The organism is Klebsiella sp. C239 (assembly GCF_048822715.1).
Taxonomy (GTDB): Bacteria; Pseudomonadota; Gammaproteobacteria; order Enterobacterales; family Enterobacteriaceae; genus Klebsiella; species Klebsiella quasipneumoniae.
Genome location: NZ_JBMEZK010000005.1, coordinates 232,136 through 250,188, shown reverse-complemented (window position 1 = coordinate 250,188; position 18,053 = coordinate 232,136). Strand labels below are relative to the sequence as shown.

19 protein-coding genes and 1 tRNA gene are annotated in these 18,053 nt (G+C 57.5%); 9 read left to right on the top strand and 11 right to left on the bottom strand.

The features are described from left to right. The first annotated feature begins 41 nt into the window (after positions 1-41). From dinI to ACOI6Z_RS15645, 4 genes are all read left to right on the top strand, one after another. Positions 42-293, top strand: a complete 252-nt coding sequence (dinI, locus tag ACOI6Z_RS15660; protein ID WP_023289125.1) for a DNA damage-inducible protein I — start codon at positions 42-44, stop codon at positions 291-293. 303 nt (positions 294-596) lie between these two features. Further along, positions 597-851 carry a biofilm formation regulator BssS gene (bssS, locus tag ACOI6Z_RS15655; RefSeq protein WP_023289124.1) on the top strand — a complete coding sequence of 85 codons (255 nt, stop codon included), beginning with the start codon at positions 597-599 and terminating at the stop codon, positions 849-851. A gap of 126 nt (positions 852-977) precedes the next feature. Then, entirely contained in the window at positions 978-2,096 is a 1,119-nt protein-coding gene (gene solA, locus ACOI6Z_RS15650) for an N-methyl-L-tryptophan oxidase (protein ID WP_065812115.1), read from the top strand. Between the two features lie 71 nt (positions 2,097-2,167). Next, positions 2,168-2,281 (top strand): DUF2770 family protein, encoded by a 114-nt coding sequence (locus ACOI6Z_RS15645; protein ID WP_004204539.1) that lies wholly within the window; start codon positions 2,168-2,170, stop codon positions 2,279-2,281. On the opposite strand, the gene ACOI6Z_RS15640 is transcribed toward ACOI6Z_RS15645, so the two are convergent. Continuing rightward, positions 2,267-3,331, bottom strand: coding sequence for a rhodanese-related sulfurtransferase (locus tag ACOI6Z_RS15640; protein WP_048297228.1), 1,065 nt, complete (start codon positions 3,329-3,331; stop codon positions 2,267-2,269). The genes ACOI6Z_RS15645 and ACOI6Z_RS15640 overlap by 15 nt on opposite strands. A gap of 204 nt (positions 3,332-3,535) precedes the next feature. Here ACOI6Z_RS15640 and ACOI6Z_RS15635 point away from each other — a divergent pair, with 204 nt between their 5' ends. From ACOI6Z_RS15635 to ACOI6Z_RS15625, 3 genes are all read left to right on the top strand, one after another. After that, positions 3,536-4,456, top strand: a complete 921-nt coding sequence (locus ACOI6Z_RS15635; protein WP_048297227.1) for a Kdo(2)-lipid IV(A) acyltransferase — start codon at positions 3,536-3,538, stop codon at positions 4,454-4,456. A 171-nt stretch (positions 4,457-4,627) separates the two neighbouring features. After that, a complete protein-coding gene (gene mdtG, locus ACOI6Z_RS15630; protein WP_032452427.1) occupies positions 4,628-5,866 on the top strand; it encodes a multidrug efflux MFS transporter MdtG in 1,239 nt (412 codons plus the stop codon). 91 nt (positions 5,867-5,957) lie between these two features. After that, positions 5,958-6,344 carry a MysB family protein gene (locus ACOI6Z_RS15625; protein WP_002898981.1) on the top strand — a complete coding sequence of 129 codons (387 nt, stop codon included), beginning with the start codon at positions 5,958-5,960 and terminating at the stop codon, positions 6,342-6,344. On the opposite strand, the gene ACOI6Z_RS15620 is transcribed toward ACOI6Z_RS15625, so the two are convergent. The 3 genes from ACOI6Z_RS15620 to mdoG all read right to left on the bottom strand — a co-directional run bounded on the left by ACOI6Z_RS15620 (position 6,345) and on the right by mdoG (position 10,713). Continuing rightward, a complete protein-coding gene (locus tag ACOI6Z_RS15620) occupies positions 6,345-6,572 on the bottom strand; it encodes a YceK/YidQ family lipoprotein (RefSeq protein ID WP_004204534.1) in 228 nt (75 codons plus the stop codon). It abuts the gene before it with no gap. Between the two features lie 66 nt (positions 6,573-6,638). Continuing rightward, entirely contained in the window at positions 6,639-9,167 is a 2,529-nt protein-coding gene (gene mdoH, locus ACOI6Z_RS15615) for a glucans biosynthesis glucosyltransferase MdoH (protein ID WP_032452426.1), read from the bottom strand. Beyond that, on the bottom strand, positions 9,160-10,713 hold the full coding sequence (mdoG, locus tag ACOI6Z_RS15610) for a glucans biosynthesis protein MdoG (RefSeq protein WP_004140751.1): 1,554 nt from the start codon (positions 10,711-10,713) through the stop codon (positions 9,160-9,162). Before mdoG ends, mdoH begins: the two co-directional genes overlap by 8 nt. 251 nt (positions 10,714-10,964) lie before the next feature. Here mdoG and mdoC point away from each other — a divergent pair, with 251 nt between their 5' ends. Continuing rightward, on the top strand, positions 10,965-12,125 hold the full coding sequence (gene mdoC, locus ACOI6Z_RS15605; protein ID WP_065812117.1) for a glucans biosynthesis protein MdoC: 1,161 nt from the start codon (positions 10,965-10,967) through the stop codon (positions 12,123-12,125). A gap of 34 nt (positions 12,126-12,159) precedes the next feature. Here mdoC and ACOI6Z_RS15600 read toward each other — a convergent pair whose 3' ends face one another. From ACOI6Z_RS15600 to ghrA, 6 genes are all read right to left on the bottom strand, one after another. After that, positions 12,160-12,753 carry a TetR/AcrR family transcriptional regulator gene (locus ACOI6Z_RS15600; protein ID WP_044522059.1) on the bottom strand — a complete coding sequence of 198 codons (594 nt, stop codon included), beginning with the start codon at positions 12,751-12,753 and terminating at the stop codon, positions 12,160-12,162. Between the two features lie 65 nt (positions 12,754-12,818). Next, the gene (ymdB, locus tag ACOI6Z_RS15595; RefSeq protein ID WP_023289115.1) at positions 12,819-13,346 is read right to left on the bottom strand and encodes an O-acetyl-ADP-ribose deacetylase; all 528 of its coding nucleotides are present in this window, start codon (positions 13,344-13,346) and stop codon (positions 12,819-12,821) included. Positions 13,347-13,498: 152 nt separating this feature from the next. Next, positions 13,499-13,981, bottom strand: a complete 483-nt coding sequence (locus tag ACOI6Z_RS15590) for a DUF1097 domain-containing protein (RefSeq protein WP_044522057.1) — start codon at positions 13,979-13,981, stop codon at positions 13,499-13,501. A 103-nt stretch (positions 13,982-14,084) separates the two neighbouring features. Continuing rightward, entirely contained in the window at positions 14,085-14,639 is a 555-nt protein-coding gene (locus ACOI6Z_RS15585; RefSeq protein WP_023289113.1) for a TorD/DmsD family molecular chaperone, read from the bottom strand. 22 nt (positions 14,640-14,661) lie between these two features. Beyond that, entirely contained in the window at positions 14,662-15,399 is a 738-nt protein-coding gene (locus ACOI6Z_RS15580) for a phosphatase (RefSeq protein ID WP_065812118.1), read from the bottom strand. Positions 15,400-15,487: 88 nt separating this feature from the next. Further along, positions 15,488-16,426 (bottom strand): glyoxylate/hydroxypyruvate reductase GhrA, encoded by a 939-nt coding sequence (gene ghrA / locus ACOI6Z_RS15575; RefSeq protein ID WP_110243584.1) that lies wholly within the window; start codon positions 16,424-16,426, stop codon positions 15,488-15,490. 268 nt (positions 16,427-16,694) lie between these two features. On the opposite strand from ghrA, the gene ACOI6Z_RS15570 reads away from it, so the two are divergent. Continuing rightward, positions 16,695-16,782 (top strand) — tRNA-Ser (locus ACOI6Z_RS15570). A gap of 274 nt (positions 16,783-17,056) precedes the next feature. Here the strand turns inward: ACOI6Z_RS15570 and ACOI6Z_RS15565 are convergent. Next, positions 17,057-17,962: a LysR family transcriptional regulator gene (locus ACOI6Z_RS15565; RefSeq protein WP_023289111.1), complete on the bottom strand. Its 906-nt coding sequence runs from the start codon at positions 17,960-17,962 to the stop codon at positions 17,057-17,059. Positions 17,963-18,053 lie beyond the last annotated feature (91 nt).

Here is an 18,053-nt window from a genome sequence, read left to right as displayed (position 1 = left end):
GATACTGTATAAACAACCAGTATCAAACACAGGGGGCAATTATGCGCATTGAAGTCTCTATCGCCAAAACGACCGCCTTACCCAACGGCGCGCTGGAAGCGCTGAATAACGAACTCTCTCGCCGTATCGCCGAACAGTTCCCGGCCATCGACAGCCAGGTGAGCGTCCGCTACGCCACGGGCAATCAGCTCTCGGTGTTCGGCGGCCTGAAAGAAGATAAAGACCGGATAAGCGAAATCCTGCAAGAAACCTGGGAAAGCGCGGACGACTGGTTTGTCCACGATCTCTCCTGAAGCATGGCGGGATCCAGTTACTCTGGTTTGCTCCCTCATTGTGCTTTTCTTTGCCGGGTCGCCCCGGCTTTTTTATCCTCTTCTCATGTTCAGAATATTCCTGATTATTCTGCTTAATATCGACTAAAATGGCCGTTTTGCACGCTTATCTTGAGTAAAAAAGCGGCAAAACAAGAAAATCATGCTGCCTTTCATTTAATTTCTCGAGTTTATTCTTGATCCCTGATATAATTAACTTGCTTCAAAAAACATGCATTAAACCTCGAGAATTGTTGTCTTTTAACATATGAATAAGGGGTTATGATGGAAAAAAATAATGAAGTCATTCAGACCCATCCCCTCGTCGGATGGGACATCAGCACCGTTGATAGCTACGATGCGCTGATGTTGCGCCTGCACTACCAGAACCCCGCTCAAGAAAACAGTCATGATGCTGAGATAGGCCAGACGCTATGGCTAACGACGGACGTCGCACGTCAGTTTATTTCAATCCTGGAAGCAGGCATTGCGAAAATTGAATCTGGCGAATACCAGGAAAACGAGTACCGCAGACATTAACGCGGCACGCGGAATGACTTAACAATAAGCTTAACAGGCACCTGCGGGTGCCTGAATTATTTTCGGGCTTGTATAAGCACAGGGAGTTAATTACCCTGCTAACAAGGCAATTACCCGGAACTCACCATGCAATACGATCTTATCATTATCGGCAGCGGCTCCGTCGGCGCCGCCGCTGGCTATTATGCGCGTCGTGCCGGACTCAATGTTCTGATGACCGATGCCTATCAGCCTCCTCACCAGGAAGGCAGCCATCACGGCAGCAGCCGTCTTATCCGTCACGCCTATGGCGAAGGTGAAAAATATGTTCCGCTGGTGCTGCGCGCCCAGCAGCTGTGGGATGAACTGGCCGAGATCAGTGGCGAAGCCGTGTTTGAACGCACCGGCGTCATAAACCTCGGCCCTGCCAGCTCCCCTTTCCTCGCCAACGTTGCCGCCAGCGCCCGTGCGTTCCAGCTTGAGGTGGAAGAGCTGGATGCCCAGGCCGTGATGCAGCGCTGGCCGGAGATACGCCTCCCCGATGACTATCGGGCGATTTTTGAACCCGCTTCCGGCGTACTGCGCAGCGAACTGGCCGTGGAAACCTGGATCCGTCTGGCGCGGGAAGCAGGCTGCGCGCAGCTATTTAACTGCCCGGTCTCGGCTATTCATCACCATGCAGATGGGGTCACCATCGATACCCTCGACGGTGAATATCATGGTAAAAAGCTGCTGGTCAGCGCCGGGACCTGGGTCACCCGCCTGCTTCCGGACCTCCCCATCCAGCCGGTACGCAAGGTGTTCGCCTGGTACCAGGCCGATGGCCGTTACAGCAGCAAGAATCACTTCCCGGCCTTCACCGGCGAGTTGCCCAACGGCGATCAATACTACGGTTTCCCGGCGGAAGATAACGAGCTGAAGATTGGCAAGCATAACGGCGGTCAGCCGATCTCCATGCCGCAGGAGCGAGTGGCGTTTGGCGCTGTCGCCAGCGATGGCTCCGAATCGTTTCCGTTTTTGCGTAACGTCCTGCCCGGGATCGGCGGCTGCCTGCACGGCGCCTCCTGTACCTACGATAATACCGTTGATGAAGACTTTATTATCGATACGTTACCCGGCAGACCAGACACGCTGCTCATCACCGGTCTGAGCGGGCACGGCTTTAAGTTTGCCCCAGTGCTGGGGGAAATTGCCAGTCAGTTTGCTCAGGGCGAAACTTCGAGCTTCAACCTGGCGCCCTTCTCGCTGGCGCGCTTTAACGCGTAATGGAATGCGGCACTTTTGCCGTCGGGCAAAAAAACGGCCTCTGTCGAGGCCGTTAGTGATTGAGAGCGGTTATGCGTCGCCTGTTTAATTTGCTGGTCAATAACGTCCGCGAGCACTTTATGATCTACCTGGCGCTCTGGCTGCTGCTGGCGATCATCGATCTTGTCTGGTTATGGTTTTTCTGACGGCTCAGGATCGAGGATCCCGAGTTTGGTGTTCAGCCGGCCACGGGATTTATTAAAGATTTTATTGCCGTTTTCACGCCCGGCGCGCAGCTGACGCTGCTCCTCTTCCGGCAGCTTATGCTCTTCCATGCAGGCTTCGCTACAGCAGCCGGCAAACTTCTCGGCACAGCTCGGGCACTGGATAAACAACAGATGGCAGCCATCATTCAGGCAGTTGGTATGGGTGTCGCACGGCGCGCCGCACTGATGGCAGTGCGCGATAACGTCATTGGAGATCCGCTCGCCCATCCGTTCATCAAAGACAAAGTTTTTGCCAATGAAACGCACCGGCAGCCCCTGCTCACGGGCGCGGCGGGCGTACTCAATGATGCCACCCTCGATGTGCCAGACCTTATTGAAGCCGTTATGCTTCATCCAGGCGCTGGCTTTTTCACAGCGAATACCGCCGGTGCAATACATGACAATTTTCTTGTCTTTATGGTCCTGCATCATTTCAACGGCTTTCGGCAACTGGTCGCGGAAGGTATCCGCTGGGATCTCCATCGCGTTTTCGAAATGGCCCACCTCATATTCATAGTGGTTGCGCATATCGATAAACACGGCATCCGGATCGTCAAGCATCGCGTTGACCTCCGCCGCCTTGAGATAATCTCCGACGTTGGAGGCGTCGAAAGAGGGATCGTCGATGCCGTCGGCAACGATGCGGTCGCGCACTTTCAGACGTAGCACCCAGAACGATTTACCGTCGTCCTCGAGAGCGATATTGAAACGCAGCCCCGCCAGCGCCGGATCGAAACCATTGAGAAACTCACGCAGGGCTTCAACGTTGCTTTCCGGCACGCTGATTTGCGCGTTGATCCCTTCCCGGGCCAGATAGATGCGGCCAAAGACTTTCAACTGGGTTAAGGCAACCCACAGCGCATCGCGGGTCGCTTGCGGATCGACAATGGTGAAATATTTATAGAACGAGATCGTCGTGCGCGGCTCGGTTTCAGCCAGCATTTGCGCCTTTAACGTCTCATTTGAAATGCGGTTGTGTAACACTGGCATGGTGTACCTGCTCGACATAGAAATGAGGAAATAAACGGCGGGCATGATATAGCAAAGCTTATTAATTTACATCCCTACATTTTACGCTACATTTTTCTCACCGGTCGCCCCCCACTTAACAAAACGATGTGGCTGTCGCCGCCTTTGGCTGGCCGGTAAAAAAATGCGATAATATAAGATGTTGCTCACTGATACGGGTATGAAATGACTCATTTGCCTAAATTTTCTCCGGCGCTGCTGCATCCGCGCTATTGGCTGCTGTGGCTGGGTATCGGCCTGCTGTGGCTGGTTGTCCAACTGCCCTACCCGCTGATCTACCGCCTCGGGAACGCCATCGGCCGGCTGGCCATGCGATTTATGAAGCGCCGGGCGAAGATCGCCTATCGCAACCTTGAGCTCTGCTTCCCCGAGAAAAGCGAGCAGGAACGTCACCGGATGGTGGTGATGAACTTTGAATCGGTGGGTATGGGGCTGATGGAGACCGGGATGGCCTGGTTCTGGCCGGTTCGCCGTATCGCCCGCTGGACCGACACCATCGGCTTTGAGCATGTTCGCGATGTGCAGGCGCAGCAGCGCGGCATTCTGCTGATCGGCATTCACTTCCTGACACTGGAAATGGGCGCGCGGATGTTCGGTATGAACGAGCCGGGGATTGGCGTCTATCGTCCCAACGATAACCCGGTCATCGACTGGCTGCAGACCTGGGGCCGACTGCGCTCCAACAAGGACATGATCGACCGCAAGGATCTGAAAGGTATGATCCGCGCGCTGAAAAAAGGCGACGTGGTGTGGTACGCGCCAGATCATGATTACGGCCCGACCGCCAGCGTCTTCGCCCCACTGTTTGCCGTAGACCAGGCGGCGACCACCTCCGGCACCTGGATGCTGGCGAAAATGTCCAAAGCCTGCATCGTGCCCTTTGTTCCACGCCGTAAACCGGACGGTAAAGGTTATGAACTGATTATCCTGCCGCCAGAGTGCTCCCCGCCGCTGGACGACGCGGAAACCACCGCTGCGTGGATGAATAAGATCGTAGAGCAGTGCATTATGATGGCCCCGGAACAGTATATGTGGCTCCATCGCCGCTTTAAAACCCGCCCCGAGGGGATGCCCTCCCGCTACTGAACCTCTTTCCCGGCCGCGCGCCTCCCGGCCGGGAATCCCCAGCGCTCAGGCTTTACGCTCTGCTTTAGCTTTAAAAGCTCTCCTCCATTGCGGCATTTATTTCCCAGGCGCATAATTAGCAGGCTCATATTTTCTCTTAATTTGACCTGCCGCGCAGGCCAGTGGAACCCTATGTCGTCTGCTGATACCCCCATTAACTGGAAACGAAACCTGACCGTCACCTGGCTTGGCTGCTTTTTAACCGGCGCCGCCTTCAGCCTGGTCATGCCCTTTCTGCCGCTCTACGTCGAACAACTCGGCGTCACCGGGCATAGCGCCCTCAACATGTGGTCCGGGCTGGTCTTTAGCATCACTTTTCTCTTCTCCGCCATCGCCTCGCCGTTCTGGGGCGGACTTGCTGACCGCAAGGGACGTAAAATCATGCTGCTGCGTTCAGCCCTCGGGATGGCCATCGTCATGATGTTGATGGGGCTGGCGCAGAATATCTGGCAGTTTCTGCTACTGCGCGCGCTGCTCGGCCTGCTGGGGGGCTTTATTCCCAATGCCAACGCCCTGATTGCCACCCAGATCCCGCGCCATAAAAGCGGCTGGGCGCTGGGCACGCTGTCAACCGGCGCGGTAAGCGGCGCCCTGCTCGGCCCGCTGGCGGGTGGCTTCCTGGCCGACCACTGGGGCCTGCGTACTGTCTTCTTTATGACCGCGGCGGTGCTGTTTATCTGCTTCCTGTTTACCCTGTTTTTAATCCGTGAAAATTTTGTCCCGATCGCCAAAAAAGAGATGCTCAGCGCGAAGGCGGTGTTCTCCTCGCTGCAGAATCCGAAACTGGTGCTCAGCCTGTTTGTCACCTCGCTGATCATCCAGGTCGCCACCGGCTCCATTGCGCCGATCCTGACGCTTTACGTGCGCGATCTGGCGGGTAACGTCAGCAATATCGCCTTTATCAGCGGGATGATCGCCTCGGTGCCGGGCATTGCCGCCCTGATGAGCGCCCCTCGTCTGGGCAAACTGGGGGATCGTATCGGACCGGAAAAAATCCTCATCGTGGCGCTGATTATCTCGGTGCTGTTGCTGATCCCGATGTCGTTCGTCCAGACCCCGCTGCAGTTAGGTATCCTGCGATTCCTGCTCGGCGCCGCGGACGGCGCGCTGCTGCCGGCGGTGCAAACCCTGCTGGTGTATAACTCCACCAGCCAGATCTCCGGGCGGATCTTCAGCTATAACCAGTCATTTCGTGATATTGGCAACGTCACCGGCCCCCTGATCGGCGCCTCGGTTTCCGCCAACTACGGCTTTCGCGCCGTCTTCCTTGTCACCGCAGGAGTGGTGTTGTTTAACGCGATCTATTCGACCCTCAGCCTGCGCCGGCCAGCCGCGGACGCCTCGCAGCCCGACCGCCATTCAGTAAATTAACGTCCAGAGGGGCTCAGCCCCTTGACGCTTTGCCTGGCGCCTTCTATAGATTGAATCGTGTTCAATTCATATTCTTCTCAGGAGATTCGCTATGCCAAAGGATTCGATGTTCTATGCTACGCTCGAAGAAGCTATTGATGCAGCACGTGAAGAATTTCTCGCCAACAACCCTGACAGCGATGAAGAGAGCGCTAACGTTGAGCAGCTCAATATTCAAAAGTATGTGCTGCAGGATGGCGATATCGCCTGGCAGGCCGAATTTTTTGCTGACGAAGAGGAACAAGGCGAATGCTTACCGATGCTCAGCGGCGAAGCCGCGCAGAGCGTCTTCGATGGGGATTATGATGAGATAGAGCTGCGTCAGGAGTGGCTGGAGGAAAATACGCTCCATGAGTGGGATGAAGGTGAATTCCAGCTCGAGCCCTCGCTGGACACCGAAGAGGGACAGACGGCGGCCGACGAGTGGGACGAGCGTTAATCAGTTATAGGGCCCGTGGCTGGCGTCCAGCGGCAGCAGCAGCGTATCGAAAACCAGCGAGAACGGCAGGTCCAGAATGGTGAGATAGCGCCATCCTGAATCGCGAACGTCCCACTGCACGCCCGGGTAATATTGATTGCCATGCCCCTGCCCGGGCACCGTCCGGCTAATAATGCTGCCGCAGCCGCTAAGCAGCAGCGCCATGGCAATGATAGGTAGTATTCGCATCCACAACCTCGTGTTTCAGATAAAAAAATACCGGCATCGCTGCCGGTATTTTCCTTAACGTACGGCTTATTTCGTTTTCAGCGCCAGCGGGTTAAGCGCCAGCTGCTGATAGGCGTTCACCCACGAAGAGTATTTCTCCGGCGCGGCCCATACGCGATAGTGCAGACGCGACATGGTTACCGGGTCGCTCAACAGCACCAGTCGACGATCGCGGTTCAGCTTATCCGGCGTTTCATTCAGCGCCTGCTCGACATGGCGCTCGCGGGCGATCTCCAGGATATGACCCTGACGGTGGCGCGCGGTGGCCATCGCGGTCGCGAGGGCGTTAAACGACGGGTTAAACACCGCGTGCATAAAGCCATCGTCCAGCGAACGCTGACGGTTCAGCGTCAGGTACGCATCGGTATCCTTGAGCACCTGCGGCGGCGAATACTCTTCCGGGATCAGGAACAGCTTCCAGCGCTTGGTGCGCAGGCCCACGGTCGCCCGGCTGGAGATCGCCGACACGAACGGCGACAGGATCAGCGATACGACAATCGGCGCCAGCCAGAACAGGAAGCGCAGATCCAGCCATGCCATTCCGACCGCCCATACCAGCCCCAGCAGCAGCTGCGAGCCGTGACGCATAAAGGCTTCTCCCCACGGCGTGGAGTCATCATCACGCTGCGGCGAATTCCACACCACTTCCCAGCCGAGGAAGGCGCTGACCACGAAGACGGTGTGGAACAGCATGCGCACCGGCGCCAGCAGGACCGAGAACAGGACCTCCAGCAGCAGGGAAAGCGTCACGCGGATAAATCCACCGTACTCCTTCGGCCCCTTACACCACACCAGGATGATACTCAGCAGCTTCGGCAGGAACAGCAGCACCATGGTCGAGGCGAACAGCGCAATAGCCAGCTCCGGACGCCACTGCGGCCACACCGGGAACAGCTGACGCGGCTGCAGGAAGTACTGCGGCTCGGTCAGGGCATGCACCACCTGCAACGCTGTCGACAGGGCAAGGAACATAAACCACAGCGGCGCCGACAGGTAGGACATCACGCCGGTAAGGAACACCGCCCGGTGAACCGGGTGCATCCCTCTCACGAGGAACAGGCGGAAGTTCATCAGGTTGCCCTGGCACCAGCGGCGGTCGCGTTTCAGCTCGTCCAGCAGGTTCGGCGGCAGCTCTTCATAGGAGCCCGGCAGATCGTAGGCAATCCACACGCCCCAGCCGGCGCGGCGCATCAGCGCGGCTTCAACGAAGTCGTGCGACAGAATCGACCCGGCAAAGTTGCCCTCGCCCGGCAGCGGCGCCAGCGCGCAGTGCTCAATGAACGGTTTCACGCGGATGATGGCGTTGTGTCCCCAGTAGTGGGACTCCCCCAGCTGCCAGAAGTGCAGACCCGCCGTAAACAACGGACCATACACCCGGGTGGCAAACTGCTGGCAACGCGCATACAGCGTGTCCATGCCCGAGGCGCGCGGGGATGACTGGATGATCCCGGCGTTCGGGTTCGCTTCCATCAGGCGCACCAGGCTGCTCAGACACTCTCCGGTCATCACCGAGTCAGCATCCAGCACCACCATGTAGCTATACTGGCTGCCCCAGCGGCGGCAGAAATCATCGATGTTGCCGCTCTTACGCTTCACGCGACGACGACGACGACGGTAGAAAATCTGCCCTTCGCCCTGTACTTCGGCAATCAGCTCCATCCACGCCTTTTGCTCAGCGACACAGATATCGGGGTTATAGCTGTCGCTGAGGATATAGACGTCGAAATGGGCGGCGTTGCCGGTGGCTTTCACCGACTCCCAGGTCGCCCGCAGCCCGGCGAACACGCGGTCAACGTCTTCGTTACAGATCGGCATAATAAGCGCCGTACGGTGCGCCGGGTTCAACGGTTCGTCACCGACCGTCGAGGCGGAAATACTGTACTTATCGCGACCGATCAACAGCTGCAGGAAGCCCATTAACGCGGTCCAGAAGCCGGCGGAAACCCAGCAGAACAGCACCGCGAAGAGGATCAGAATGCCGCTCTGCAACACGTACGGCAGCAGCTGCATGAACGAGACCCACAGGTTCTGCCCCACCATGTCGGCCGGGTTGATCAGCGCCCAGCCCTGATAAGGCAGAATGGTTTTCATGTACCAGGTCGCCACCACGGTCTGCGACAGCGTCAGCAGCAACAGGATATAGCGACGAATGGTGCCGACGGTACGCCATTTTTGCTCGCTCTCGCGCTCTTCTTGCGTCAGGCGGGAGAGATAGCGCGGCGTGACATCGCGTCCGCGCAGACGGTCCCAGAAGCGGCCAACCGGGTTGGTACGCCACGGGTCAGGGATCATCGAGGAGCGCTTGGCTTTCGGCATCGCATGCAGCTGGGTGCGGCCTTCATCATCCTTCACCAGCTGATCGCCAGACAGCGAATCCGGCCAGCTGTGCGCCAGCCGCGCCTTGACCGACCCCAGCGGGGAGTCGTCTTCGCGGGCGAAGGTCTGATGTTCGTCATCCAGGGCCTGATGAACGGCCTGCAGGCTGGTGTCCGGCAGCGCCGATTTCTCGGCGTCCGACAGCGGCAATGCGTCAATGTACTTCGTTATCTTATTCATTGGCAGGCAGCTGATAGCTCCAGGTTTCGCTCAACGTGTCATCGCCGTTAACCAGTGCGGCGCGCATTTCCGTCGTTTTCTTCGGATCTTTCACCTTCAAACGCAGGATCATTCGCCAGCCTTTGGTCACCGGATTGTAACGCACGGTATTTTCAACGATTTCAGCGTTATCGCCGGTGCTCGCCTGGGCGGCGACCGGGGTATCCGCCGGCAGTTTTTTCATATCGGCGCCGGTGAAGTCGACAATGAAAGCAATGGTGCCGTCCGGCTGGCGGATCAGGTTCGACTGCTTCACATCGCCGGTAGAGCGGCGGGTCTGCATAACGTACGCGTTATCCGGCGCATGCAGCTTGTCTTCATCGCGGCTGAAGGTGATGGTGTACTTGAAGTTCATCTCCTTGCCCGGCTCCGGCAGCTGATCCGGCGTCCAGTAAGTCACGATGTTATCGTTGGTTTCATCGTTGGTCGGGATTTCGACCAGTTCGATTTTCCCTTTGCCCCACTCCCCTTTCGGGGTGATCCAGGCGCTCGGGCGCAGGTCATAACGATCGTCAAGGTCCTCGAAGCGCGAGAACTGACGGCCGCGCTGCAGCAGGCCGAACCCTTGCGGGTTTTCCATCGCATAGCTGCTGACGGCCAGGTGTTTCGGGTTGTTCAGCGGACGCCAGATCCACTCGCCGTTGCCCGCCAGGATCGACAGACCATTGGAGTCGTGCAGCGCCGGACGATAGTTCAGCGCCGGAGAAGGCTGGTTGGAACCAAACAGGAACATACTGGTGAGCGGCGCCACGCCCAGTTTGCCCACTTTGTCACGCAGGTAAACTTTGGACTGGACATCCACCACGGTATCGCGTCCCGGCATGATTACAAAGCGATAAGCGCCGGTTGCCCGCGGCGAATCCAGCAGCGCATAGATAGTCAGACGCTTGTCGGTAGCTTTTGGACGCTCAATCCAGAACTCACGAAAACGCGGGAACTCTTCGCCGGAAGGCAGCGCGGTATCGATAGCCAGACCGCGCGCGGACAGACCGTATACCTGACCCTGACCCAGCACGCGGAAGTAGCTGGCACCGAGCATGCTGACGATTTCATCGTTCTTATCTTTGCTGTTGATCGGATACAGTACTTTGAAGCCGGCGAAACCAAGGTCTTTCACCGTGTCTTTATCGTGCTGAACGTTACCAAAGTTAAAATAGTCCGGGCTATATTTAATTTTGCGCACGCTGGTGGCCGTCACTTCATTGATGGTGACCGGCGTGTCGAAGTACATACCCTGATGGTAAAATTCAAGCTTGAATGGGGTTTTCTGGTTATTCCAGTAAGCTTTATCGTGATTAAACTGAATTTGCTGGTAGTCCGCGTATTTCATGTCGCGGAAAGCGGAGGGCAGGTTACTCTTTGGCGCTTCATAGCCTTTCCCGGCTAACGTTTTGGCCTCTTTTGCAACGTCATCAATGCTAAATGCCCATGCAGATGAAGTACACAGGGACAACATTACGGCTGCGCTTAACCAACGCATTTTCATCATCTGTGGTTTATGTTTCATATAAGTAAGCACTTCCCCCTTTGTGTGCTTAAATCGATCCGATCTATTTTAATGGAAACTCAGGCAATCCGACAACATAATCCCTGCTTTGTTCAGCGTAGCGGCGCAGGGAATAAACAGTTCGCAGTCCCGTTTGCACTTTGCGTGCTTATCCTGGAGACAGGTACCCCGAGTTCATGTAGGGTTGCTGATAATGTAAGCGTTATCATCTTGAGTGATAAGACGAATTATCTGAGATTGTCGTGAATCGTATGAATAATACTCCGGTACAGCGTGAATATTTTTTCGACAGCATCCGCGCCTGGCTGATGCTGCTGGGGATCCCTTTTCACATTTCGCTGATTTATTCCAGCCATAGCTGGCATGTCAACAGCGCAGAGCCCTCGTGGTGGCTGACGTTGTTTAATGATTTCATTCATGCCTTCCGCATGCAGGTCTTCTTCGTGATCTCCGGCTATTTCTCCTACATGCTGTTCCTGCGCTACCCGCTGAAAAAGTGGTGGAAAGTGCGCGTCGAACGGGTCGGTATTCCGATGCTCACCGCCATCCCGCTGCTGACGCTGCCGCAGTTTATTATGCTGCAGTACGTCAACGGCAAGGCGGAAAACTGGCACACCCTTTCGGGGTACGACAAATTCAACACCCTGGCGTGGGAGCTCATTTCCCACCTCTGGTTTTTGCTGGTCCTGGTGGTGCTGACCTCGCTGGGGGTGGTGCTGTTTAAATGGCTGACGCGCCGCCCGACTCCGGGCGCTCACGCATTCGGTGACACTGTCACCATGGGCCAGCTGACGATGATTTTCCTCGCGCTGGGGGTGCTTTACGCGCTGATCCGTCGGTCATTATTCGTGATCTACCCGCCCCTGCTGAGCAATGGTCTGTTTAACTTTGTGGTGATGCAGACGCTGTTCTATCTGCCCTTCTTTGTGCTGGGGGCGCAGACCTTTATTAACCCGCGCTTAAAGGCGATGTTCACCACCCCGTCGCCATGGTGTTGCGTGGCGTCACTGCTGGGATTCATCGCTTACCGCCTGAACCAGCAGTATGGATCTGGCGACGGTTGGATGTATGAAACGGAATCGGTGATCACCATGGTGCTGGGGCTGTGGATGGTGAATGTGATCTTCTCGCTCGGCCATCGCCTGCTGAATTTCCAGTCGGCGCGGGTGACCTACTTCGTCAATGCTTCGCTGTTCATTTACCTGGTGCACCATCCGCTGACGCTGCTGTACGGGGCGTGGATCACCCCGGCCATTAAGTCGAATACCTTAGGCTTTATTGGCGGGTTGGTTTTTGTGGTGGGGATTGCCCTGATCCTGTATGAAATTCATCTGCGTATTCCGCTGCTGCGTTTCCTGTTCTCCGGTAAACCCATGAGCAAACCGGCAAAAACCCCGGCCTCGGCCAGCTAACCTTTAGCCTTTGCGGCACGCCAGGCGTGCCGCGCTACGCTTGCTCATCAAACAGCCGATCGAAGATCATATTATACAGGGCTTCTAAATCCGCTTTATCGACCGGAGTGGAGGCGCTCAGCTCACAGCGGTAGGCTGCCCCCTCCGTCAGAACGGCGATGAGCTCTGAAGCAGCATTGCGTCGCGCATCGCTGAGACCGGGATGATAGCGCTGCGACAAACGGCCGCCCTCCTCTTTCAACCTCCGATCGGCCTGCACCAGGATTTCGCGCAAGCGTGGGTTACGCGAGGCTTCGGCATTGATTTCCATCAACAGATAATTGTCGCTTTTGGTGGCTGCCGAAGTCGGGATCCTGCCGGCCAGCACCGCCGCTTTGCGCGCCAGATTGTGGTTCTCATCGATCATCTCCCCGACCCTGGCGTTGACGATTTCGCTGACAATCGCTTCGATGATCGCTTCCTTGCTGGCAAAAATGCGATACAGCTGACCGACGCTCAGGCCCGCCTCGCGGGCGATATCAGCGACAGAGGCGCCATGCAATCCCTTTGTCGCAAAACATCTTTGCGCAGCGGCAACGATCTCCGCGCGGCGCGCCTGCTGCTTCTGCTGTACTTTTCCTTCCGACACCTGCTCCCTCCTGCAATCCATCATTCCTGTCAATACCGGCGGTTATCATAGCCTATTCTGCGGAATCAGGGGTATGCCGCCAGCAGGCGACGATAGATTGCCGCCGTTTCCTCGTCGAAACAGACGAACAGGACCCGTTCAAGCGGGTTATAGCGGGTGAGAAACGCGGTCACAGTGCGCACGGCGATCGCCGCCGCTTCCTCTTTCGGATAGCCATACACGCCGGTGCTGATCGCCGGAAACGCAATGGAGCGATAATTGTTTGCCGCCGCCAGCTGCAGGCTGTTTTTGTAGGCATCGGCCAGGGTTTGCGCCTCCATGCGGTCGCCGCCGTGCCAGACCGGGCCCACGGTGTGGATCACCGCGCTGGCGGGAAGATCGCCCGCCATCGTGATCACCGCATGACCAGGGGGACATTCGCCCTGCTGCTGCAACACTTGCTTGCAGGCCGCCAGCAGCGCGGGACCGGCCGCCCGGTGGATCGCGCCATCCACCCCGCCACCGCCCAGCAGCGAGGGGTTTGCCGCATTCACAATCACATCGACATCAAGCGTCGTAATATCGCCGAGAATTACTTCAGGTTGAACAGCCATTTCTCCTCCTGTCGGCATAGCGCGTAGATACGGCTTTCTGCCGATACTAGGGCATACCCGCCCCCGGGAGCAAGATTATCCCGCCGCGCCGGCGACAAGAAGGTAAAAAAAACAGGACCCTGAGGGTCCTGTTGCTATTATCGTCCCGCCGCTCAGGCGTTGTCATTGGCGAACGATTTATGCTTATCCGCACGGGCCGCCAGCCACAGGCCACTATTTTTCATGGCATAGCCAAAGACCAGGCCCAGCGCCAGAGAAGGGATAACCAGACGCCAGTCGCCGTCTGCCGCGAAGGTCGCGCAGGCGCCGATAAAGGTGCCGGGGACAAACGACAGCAACGTCTGTCGCGCCTGGATGCACATCAGAAAGGCCACGACGCCGGTCATCATATAGCTGAGGATCTGCAGCTGCGGGGCCAGCGCGCTACCGTGGATAATCACCAACGCCCAGACCACGCCGCTCATTACCGTACAGGAGGAGATGGCCAGACCTTTCAGACCGCCCTGCGGGCAGGCGAAATAGGCGGTACAGCCGAGGAAACCGGCCCAGCTCAGCAGGCCGAGGGCGACCGCCACCCATCCCCAAATCCCGGAGAGAATGCCCGTCGTTAATGCGATTGCGAAGAGTATGTTCATGGCGCGTATCCTAGCAGATACGCGCCGGAAGAATGCGATCTAAAACACACTATATGAATGAACCTAATTTCAGTTACATTAAAATAGTGACTTAAATCACATTTTATTGCTCATCTTCTTCCTGAAGCTCGTCCCACATCGCGGCGATGGCGTCGCGGGTCAACGGCGCCATCGTGCGCCAGAACGCTGTGTGCGCATGCGCTTCGACTTTCCCCAGCATTGTCCCGCACCACGGCAGGATATAGTCGGCAAACAGGCGCTCCAGCGTCTCGCTCTGCTCTTCTGTGGCATGATCCTCCAGCCAGGAGGCGGCCAGCAGCAGCGATCCGAGATGATCCGCCGGACCTTCTCCCGTCGGGATGCCATGCTCGCTCAGAAAAGCCCGGACCTCCGCTTCCGAGGAACCCTCCACCCACGCGCTGCGGTACGGCGGGACGCTGCAGGCTTCACCGACGAACAGCGCATTATAGTCCGTCGCCAGGGACTGCATTTCACAGCTTTTCTGTAGACGCGCCAGCAGCTCGTCCTGTTCCAGCGGCCAGCTGGCGGCCAGTTTGCCCTCGCGGATCAGGGTAAACAGCGGCACCAGCAGCGGGTCCTGCGGTTGACGGTAATACAGCGAACCCAGCACGCGGCAGAGGATTGAAAACTCGTTCATTCAGTTATTCCAGTTATACAAATTAAAGGTCAGCAAATTCCGGGATCGCCGGCATACCACACGACTCGAGGAAGTCGAGCAGGCGACGCGGAGAAACGTTGAGGATCCTCTCCTCCGGGAAATCGACAGCATCGAGGATCTTGCGGCATTCGGTAAACTCTCCGAGGGTAAACGCAGTGTGAGAGTCCGAGCCCAGCGCCACCCACCCTCCGGCGTCGCGCACCGCGGCGGCGATGGCCCGGCAGTTATCTTCACTGCCCACGCGCGATGAAACGAAAGAGGAGTTATTGATCTCCAGCGCCACCTGGTAATGGGCCGCCGCTTCGGCAATGGCCGGGATATCCACCGGGAATTTCGGATTACCCGGATGGCTAATCATATGCACTTTACCGCTGGCCATCGCGGCAATCATCGCCTGCGTATGGGTGGCGCTATCCTGCGGCGGAAACACCGGCTCGTGGAATCCGGCGATGATCAGATCGAGCGACGTCAACATCGGCCCGGAACAGTCGATCTCGCCTTCGATATTTTTAATATTCGACTCAATTCCGCGCAGGATCCCCACACCGTCCACCAGACGGGGCCAGATGCGCATATTAACGAAATGCCAGTAGTGCGGAGCATCCGCCATGTCCGGGCCGTGATCGGTAATGGCGAAGAGTTTGATCCCTTTACGCTTTGCTTCCGCAATATAATCGTGCAGGGTGCTGTAGGCGTGGGTGCTGGCGACGGTATGCATGTGCAGGTCAACGGGATACATCACATTCTCCTCTTCTGTTTGCCGCAAGAATAGCAGGAATCCGGGCGCTTGATTAGCAAAAACCCCGCCGTGGCGGGGTTTGCTTACCTTAATAACCGCGCTGACGATCGACCTGACCGCTAACCGGTTCCCCTCGCTCCAGGCGGCTAATGGTCCCGGCGATGTAGGCAATGGCCTCTATCGGGCGGGTGACTGCCGCCACGTGGGGAGTCATGGCCACCCGCGGGTGCGCCCAAAGCGGGCTCTCCTGGGGCAACGGTTCGCGACTGAAGACATCGAGCATTGCCCCTTTGAGCTTACCGCTGTTCAGCGCCGCCAGCAGATCTTCTTCAACGACATGCACGCCGCGGGCAAGGTTTAGGACATAGCTCTCATCCGGCAGCTGCGCCAGCAGCGTCTGGTTAATAATGCCGACGGTTTCAGCGGTGTTCGGCAGCAGGTTGATCAGCACGCGGGTCCCCTGCAGGAATGTGCCCAGCTCGGCCTGGCCGGCAAAGCTCTGCACCTGTGGCCAGGCTTTGCGGCTACGGCTCCAGACGCGAAGCGGGAATCCCCAGGGTTGCAGGCTTTCCGCCACCTTCGCCCCCAGCACGCCGGCGCCCATAATCCCGACGGTGAAATCGTCGGCAAGATACTCAGGCAACGGCTGCCAGCGGGACGCCAGCTTCTGCGCCTGATAGTCATCGAACCGGCGGAACCAGTGCAGAACCTGGCTCACCGCATACTCCTGCATCTGCCGTCCCATGCCGGTATCTTCAAGACGAAACAGCGGGATCGACAGGGGCAGCATATCCGGATGATCGCGCAGCTTACTGAGGATCGAATCCACCCCCGCCCCAAGGGCGAACACGGCCTTCAGCGCCCTGCCCTGCAGCATCTCTACCGGTGGATGCCAGACCAGGGCATAGTCCGCCGGCTGGTTATCGCCCGCTTTCCATTCGCGCACTCGCGCGCCGGGTAACTGCTTTTCCAGCTCTCGGATCCAGTATTGGGTATCAAAGGTCGGATGGTAAAAAATAATCTCCATAGGGGCTCCTGATAGCAAACGCCCGGGGCAGGTTAATGCTGGCGTCTTATTTTACTCATTGTTTTCTATTGGTTTGCCAGCATAGCAAATTTCCCCTTGTCGCAAAGTGAAAAGGGAGTGGCGACAAAAAAAACGGATTTCGCACGTTTAAGGAGCAAGTTGTTCGAAGTTTGTCTAAACGCGCTGATTTTGCAAAAAGTTGATTGACGGGCGATACGTATTTCCCTACATTAGCGCCCGTTCCCGACAACAACGGGAAAGACAATATGGTGAGGTGTCCGAGTGGCTGAAGGAGCACGCCTGGAAAGTGTGTATACGGCAACGTATCGGGGGTTCGAATCCCCCCCTCACCGCCATATTTTAAGAAGAGCTCGTACGCAAGTACGGGCTTTTTTTCGCATGTGGCTCCCGCCGGGGGGGATGAGAACCCCCGACCGGGGTTCGACAACTGGCAACGCCAGTTGGACAGACCGCGAGCCTGCGAGCGGGCTGCCCCGCAGGGGCGAGCGAAGCGAGTCAATCCCCCCCTCACCGCCATATTCGAGATGAGAGCCTGTACGCAAGTACGGGCTCTTTTCTTTTATATTCTCCGCTGGGGGGGACGCCCCCCGGGAAAAGCGAATCCCGAAGCTAATCCTCCTCCATTCGTTGATACTCTTCGCTGAGGTAATCCACCAGCGCTCTAACGGAGGGCAGCAGCCCGCGCCGGGAGGCAAATACCGCATGGATCACTTCCCGCCGCGGCTGCCACTCATCCAGTACCACCTCTAACTCCCCTGACGCCAGCTGATCGCGCACCATCAATAAAGGAAGCTGCACCACCCCCACGCCGGCTATCGCCGCCTCGCGCAGCGCCAGCATATCGGTGGTCACCATTCGCGGCGTGAAATACACCTCCGCCCTTGCCCCTTCAGGCCCGGTAAGCTGCCATTTATGCTGATGCTTGTTCGCCCCCAGGCTGAGCCCCGGCCAGTCGCTCAGCTCAGACGGCGCCTGCGGGCGTCCGAGCCGGGAAATCAGCTGCGAACTGGCCACCAGCCGGTGCCCGCGGTCCGCCAGCACGCGCATCACCAGGTCGCTGTCCTCGATTGGCCGGGGACGGACGCGGATCGCCACATCAATGCCCTCACCGACCACATCCACCCGGCGGTTGGTCGCCTCAAGATGCAATGTTACCCCGGGATAGCGCGCCATAAATCGCGCCAGCATCGGTCCGATATGGACATGCAGCAAGGTGACCGGACAGGTGATCCTGACGCTGCCGCGCGGCTCGGCGCGCAGCGTGTCGACCGCCTGCTGCGCCGCCTCGGCCTCAATCAGCATCGCTTTGCAATGCTGGTAAAAGGTCTGCCCGACCTCGGTGACCGCGAACTGGCGAGTGGTTCGCTGAATCAAACGCACGCCCAACCGCTCCTCGAGTTGCGCAATACGGCGGCTGAGCTTGGATTTCGGCTGGTCAAGCGCTCGCCCCGCCGCGGCGAAACCGCCATGGTCCACGACCTGGACAAACCAAGCGAAGTCATTGAGATCCTGCATCCTTCCTCCATTGTTCCATTTTTGGAACAGTATAAGTCATTTTTGCTTACTACCGCACACGTCGTCCCGGATATAAGCTTATTCACATCAG